Below are 5,031 nucleotides of genomic sequence, written 5' to 3'. Positions count from 1 at the left end.
CCCCAAGGAGGCGGTGCGCGGCCTCGCCAAGGCGGAGCGGGACCTCGCCGACCGGCGGGGCAAGGACCTGCTCGACGCCTCGGACGAGCAGGCGAGGCTGCTCGCGTCGGTGGCCGCCGCGGGAGCGGCCCACGCCTACCTGCTGACGGAGGAGGACAAGTGAGCGGCGCGCCGGACGGATCGGGGCCGATGAGGTCGCAGGCGAAGGACGATGAGCTCAAGGCCGTCCAGGCGGCCCTGGGCGCCGAACACGCCGCCGTGTACGGCTACGGAGTCGTCGGCGGCCGCATCGGCTCCAAGCGCAGGGCGGAGGCGCGCACGGGCTACGACGCGCACCGCGCGCGGCGGGACGCGCTCCAGCGCGCCGTGCGGGACAGGGGCGGCGAGCCGCAGCCCGCCGACGCGGCCTACGCGCTGCCGTTCCCCGTGCCCGACTCCGCGGCGGCCGAGAAGCTCGCCGTCGAGCTGGAGGACCGGGTGGCCGGGGTCTACTCCGATCTCGTGCGCGCCTCATCGGGCACCCTGCGGGGCACCGCGGCCGAGGCGCTGCGGGAGGCGGCGGTCCGGGCGGCGCGGTGGCGCGGCGGGAGCGTAGCCTTCCCTGGGCTCGCCGAGCGGTCCGCCGACGGCGGCGCATCGGCTCCGGCGACGCCCAAGGCGTAACCCCTTCAGGAAGGAAACGGCTCGCGCATGGCTTTCGAACCGCCGCAGCGTCTGGTCACCGCACTCGGCGAGAGTGCGCGGGACGGCGAGGACTGGCTGGAGAAGCTGCCCACGGCGGTGGAACAGGCCGTGGCCGCACGCGAGTTGACCGTCGAGCGGGTCCATGTACCGGGCGGGCGCAGCAGCCTCGTCCTGATGGTGCGGCGGGCCGACGGCACCCCCGCCGTCCTCAAGCTGGTGCCGCCCAGGTCGCGGCCCGAGAGCGAGCGGGCGGCCCTGACGGGCTGGGGCGGCCTCGGCGCCGCGAGGCTCCTCGACCCCGAGTGCGCGGACGGGGCGCTGCTCATCGAGCGGCTGCACCGCGATGTGTCCGTGCGGACCCTGCCCGAGGCCAAGGCGCTCCTGGAGGCGGCGGGGACGCTGCGGCGGCTGTGGGTCGCGCCGCCCGCGGGGCACCGCTTCGAGACGGTCGCCGAGCGGACGGGGCGGCAGGCCGAGGCCATGCGGGGCACCGCGGCGCCCGAGGTCGCGCCGCTGGTGGACGCGGCGCTCGCGGCCCGCCGTGAGCTGCTCGCCGGGGAGCCGGAGGCGCGGCTGCTGCACGGCACCTTCCGGCAGAGCAAGGTCCTCGCGGGCGACCGGGTGCCGTGGCTGGCCGTGGGGCCCGATCCGGTGGTCGGCGAGCCCGCCTTCGACCTCGCCCGGCTGGTGCGGGACCGGGTGGAGGACCTGATCGCCTCCCCGTCCGGCGCGTCGATCACGCGGCGGCGCGTGAAGAAGCTGGCCGAGTCCCTCGATGTGGACCAGGAGCGGCTGCGCGGGTGGACGCTGTTCCGCGCGGTGGAGTCGGGGGTCCGCGCGCTGCGCGTGGGCCGCGCCCAGGACGCGGAGCTGCTGCTTGAGTTCGCGGGCTGGCTGTAGCGGACGGCGGCGTACGCGCGCGAGGGCGCACCCCGTACGGGACGGGGTGCGCCCTCGGCGTCTCCGCCGGCCGTGCGGCCGTCAGGCGGCCGAGCGGTGCGGCGGGTCAGGCGGTGAGGCGGGCGACGGCCTCGTCGACCGTGAGCTCCTCGCGCTCGCCCGTGCGGCGGTCCTTCAGTTCGAGGACGCCCTCGGCGGAGCGGCGGCCCGCGACCAGGATCTGCGGGACGCCGATCAGCTCGGCGTCGGTGAACTTCACGCCCGGGGAGACCCCGGCCCGGTCGTCCACCAGGACGCGGACACCGGCGGCGCCCAGCTTCTCGGCGACGTCGAGGGCCAGCTCCGTCTGGAGGGCCTTGCCCGCGGCGACCACGTGCACGTCGGCGGGAGCGACCTCCTTGGGCCAGCACAGGCCCTTGTCGTCGGCGGTCTGCTCGGCGAGGGCCGCCACCGCGCGGGAGACGCCGATGCCGTACGAGCCCATGGTCACCCGGACCGGCTTGCCCTCCTTGCCGAGGACGTCGAGCTGGAAGGTGTCGGCGTACTTGCGGCCGAGCTGGAAGATGTGGCCGATCTCGATGGCGCGGTCCAGCTTGAGGCCGGTGCCGCAGGCGGGGCAGGGGTCGCCCGCCTCGACCACGACGACGTCCAGGTACTGGTCGACCTCGAAGTCACGGCCGCAGACCACGTTCTTCGCGTGCTTGTCCCGCTTGTTGGCGCCGGTGATCCAGGCGGTGCCGGGCGCGACGCGCGGGTCGGCGATGTAGCGCACCTTCTCCAGGCCCTGCGGGCCGACGTAGCCGCGCACGAGGTCCTCGCGGCCCTCGAAGTCCTCGGCGGTGACCAGCTCGACCTCGGCCGGGGCCAGCTGCTCGCCGAGCTTGCCGAGGTCCACCTCGCGGTCGCCGGGCACGCCGACGGCCACGATCTCGCCGTCGACCTTGACCAGGAGGTTCTTCAGGGTCGCGGAGGCCGGGACGCCGAGGTGCTCGGCGAGCGTCTCGATGGTCGGGGTGTCGGGGGTGTCCAGCTCCTCGACGGGGCCGTGCGCCGAGCCGTCGACCGGGGCTAGCTTGAAGGTCACGGCCTCGGTGTTGGCGGCGTAGTCGCAGTTCGGGCAGTCCACGAAGGTGTCCTCGCCGGCCGGGGCGGGGGCCAGGAACTCCTCGGACGCCGAGCCGCCCATGGCGCCGGAGATCGCGGAGACGATGCGGTAGTCGAGGCCGAGGCGCTCGAAGATCTTCTGGTACGCCCCGCGGTGCAGCGCGTACGCCTCGGCGAGGCCCTCGTCCGTCGTGTCGAAGGAGTAGGAGTCCTTCATCTGGAACTCGCGGCCGCGCAGCACACCGGCGCGCGGGCGGGCCTCGTCGCGGTACTTCGTCTGGATCTGGTAGAGGATCACCGGCAGGTCCTTGTAGGACGAGCACTGGTCCTTGACGACCTGGGTGAAGATCTCCTCGTGCGTGGGGCCGAGGAGGTAGTCGGCGCCCTTCCTGTCCTTGAGGCGGAAGAGCAGGTCGCCGTACTCCTCATAGCGGCCGGACGCCTCGTAGGGCTCCTTGGGCAGGAGCGCGGGGAGCAGGACCTCCTGGCCGCCGATGGCGTCCATCTCCTCGCGTACGACGCGGGCGATGTTCTCGTAGACCTTCTTGCCGAGCGGCAGCCAGGTCCAGATGCCTGCGGCGGTGCGGCGGACGTAACCGGCCCGGACGAGGAGCTTGTGATTGAGCGTCTCGGCGTCCGCCGGGTCGTCGCGCAGTGTCTTGACCATCAACCGGGACATGCGCTGGACCTGGGCTGCCATGATTCTTGTCTCCTGCTGCTGGGGGTCCCCCCTGCTCGAACGGAGCCGAGAGCTCGGGGGAGAGTAATGCTCAGGAGGTTAGCCGGGGCGCGGGCGCGGGCGGAAATCGGTTATGCCGCCCGGACCGCTCAGGACCGCTTCGGCAGCGGCAGCGGGGCGCCCATCACGGCGTACGGCATGGGGGCGCTGGGGAACAGGACGCGGCGCGCGAGGTCCTCGTATCCGAGGGAGCGGTAGAGGCCGCGGGCGGGGCTCTCGACGTCGATCGCGGAGAGGATCGAGCGGGGCTGGGCGACGCCTTCGGTGATGGTGGTGATCAGCGCCCGACCGATGCCGAGGTTCTGGTGGTCGGGGTGGACGTGCAGCTCGGTGATGACGAACGAGTCGTCGAGCCAGTCGTCGAGCCCCTGGCCGCGCAGGTACGGCTCGACCACCGTCGACCACCAGTGGCCCCGGTTGTTGGGCATGCCGTAGACGAAGCCGACGAGACGGTCGTCGGGGGTGAGCGCGCCGAACGAGCGGGCTCCGGCGTACGTCAGGTGGCGCAGCACGATCTGCCGCCGTACGGCCACCTCGTCGTCGCTCAGTCCGAAGGCCTGGGCCTGGACGCGCAGGGCCTCGTCCACCCGCGCGGCGAGGTCGACGGGCCCGATCACGACGTCGTCAGTCATGGGGCGACCCTACTTGGCGGTGCCGCGCTTCTGAACAGGGCGCTCGGACGGCGGGGGCCTCAGAACAGGACGCTCATGAACGCGCCGACCTCTTTGAAGCCGACGCGGCGGTACGCGGCTCTGGCGGCGGTGTTGAAGTCGTTCACGTAGAGGCTGACCACGGGGGCCACGTCGGCCAGCGCGTACCGCAGGACGGCCGCCATGCCGGGGGCCGCGAGGCCCCTGCCCCGGTACTCGGGGGCCACCCACACGCCCTGGACCTGGCAGGCCTGGGAGGTGGCGGCGCCGATCTCAGCCTTGAAGACGACCTTGCCGTCCTGGTCGAGGCGGGCGAAGGAGCGTCCCGAGCCGACGAGTTCGGCGACGCGTGCCTGGTAGAGCAGGCCGCCGTCGCCCGCGAGGGGCGATACGCCGACCTCCTCGGTGAACATCGCCACGCACGCCGGCATGATCGTCTCCATCTCGTCCTTGCGGACGCGGCGGACGTAGGGGTCGGGGACGATGTCGTCGGGGAGCTTGTCGGTGACCATCAGCGGCTGCTGGGCGCGGATCTCGCGGGCGGGGCCCCAGGAGGGTTCCAGGAGCCGCCAGAGCTGGGCCGTGGCGTCCGCGGGGCCGACGATCGAGGAGCAGCGGCGGCCGGCTCTGCGGGCGCGGTCGGCGAAGCCGCGGATGGCTCGCGGGGTCGCGCAGATCGGTACGAGGTTCGCGCCCGCGTAGCAGAGGGAGGCCAGCATGCCGTCCTCGTACCAGCCCCACATCTCGCCGCCGAGGCGCCAGGGGTCGAGGCCCGCCACCTGGACGCGGGCGGTCACGAAGGCGTTCGCGACCGGCTCGCGGTCGAGCACGGCGAGCGCGGCGTCGAGGTCACTCGGTTCGAGGACCCGGGTGGTGGTCTGAGTCAACACGTGCGGGGGCCTCACCATACGGTTTGCTGATCTCCGCACTGTACCTGGCGGGGGCGCCTTGTGC

At 73.4% G+C, this 5,031-nt stretch carries 5 protein-coding genes; 2 read left to right on the top strand and 3 right to left on the bottom strand.

All coding sequences use genetic code 11. From position 1 onward, the window contains the following. The first annotated feature begins 189 nt into the window (after positions 1 to 189). A complete protein-coding gene (locus tag AB8Z36_RS31030; protein WP_369216718.1) occupies positions 190 to 663 on the top strand; it encodes a ferritin-like domain-containing protein in 474 nt (157 codons plus the stop codon). A gap of 27 nt (positions 664 to 690) precedes the next feature. Beyond that, entirely contained in the window at positions 691 to 1,584 is an 894-nt protein-coding gene (locus AB8Z36_RS31025; RefSeq protein WP_369216717.1) for an aminoglycoside phosphotransferase family protein, read from the top strand. Between the two features lie 106 nt (positions 1,585 to 1,690). Here AB8Z36_RS31025 and AB8Z36_RS31020 read toward each other — a convergent pair whose 3' ends face one another. The 3 genes from AB8Z36_RS31020 to AB8Z36_RS31010 form a co-directional block, all read right to left on the bottom strand. Next, a complete protein-coding gene (locus AB8Z36_RS31020; RefSeq protein ID WP_369216716.1) occupies positions 1,691 to 3,388 on the bottom strand; it encodes a proline--tRNA ligase in 1,698 nt (565 codons plus the stop codon). 128 nt (positions 3,389 to 3,516) lie between these two features. Further along, positions 3,517 to 4,059 carry a GNAT family N-acetyltransferase gene (locus AB8Z36_RS31015; protein ID WP_369216715.1) on the bottom strand — a complete coding sequence of 181 codons (543 nt, stop codon included), beginning with the start codon at positions 4,057 to 4,059 and terminating at the stop codon, positions 3,517 to 3,519. Between the two features lie 59 nt (positions 4,060 to 4,118). Then, positions 4,119 to 4,967 carry a GNAT family N-acetyltransferase gene (locus tag AB8Z36_RS31010; protein ID WP_369216714.1) on the bottom strand — a complete coding sequence of 283 codons (849 nt, stop codon included), beginning with the start codon at positions 4,965 to 4,967 and terminating at the stop codon, positions 4,119 to 4,121. Positions 4,968 to 5,031: the final 64 nt, after the last annotated feature.

Source organism: Streptomyces flavofungini (assembly GCF_041028215.1).
In the GTDB taxonomy this organism is placed as follows: domain Bacteria; phylum Actinomycetota; class Actinomycetes; order Streptomycetales; family Streptomycetaceae; genus Streptomyces; species Streptomyces flavofungini_B.
The sequence above is the reverse complement of the archived record's forward strand: the minus strand, read 5'-3'. Positions and strand labels throughout refer to the sequence as shown.

Excerpts from the sequence above, each read along its gene's own strand:
- AB8Z36_RS31030 (WP_369216718.1), top strand. The coding sequence starts at position 190 with ATGAGGTCGCAGGCGAAGGACGATGAGCTCAAGGCCGTCCAGGCGGCC.
- AB8Z36_RS31025 (WP_369216717.1), top strand. The coding sequence starts at position 691 with ATGGCTTTCGAACCGCCGCAGCGTCTGGTCACCGCACTCGGCGAGAGT.
- AB8Z36_RS31020 (WP_369216716.1), bottom strand. The coding sequence starts at position 3,388 with ATGGCAGCCCAGGTCCAGCGCATGTCCCGGTTGATGGTCAAGACACTG.
- AB8Z36_RS31015 (WP_369216715.1), bottom strand. The coding sequence starts at position 4,059 with ATGACTGACGACGTCGTGATCGGGCCCGTCGACCTCGCCGCGCGGGTG.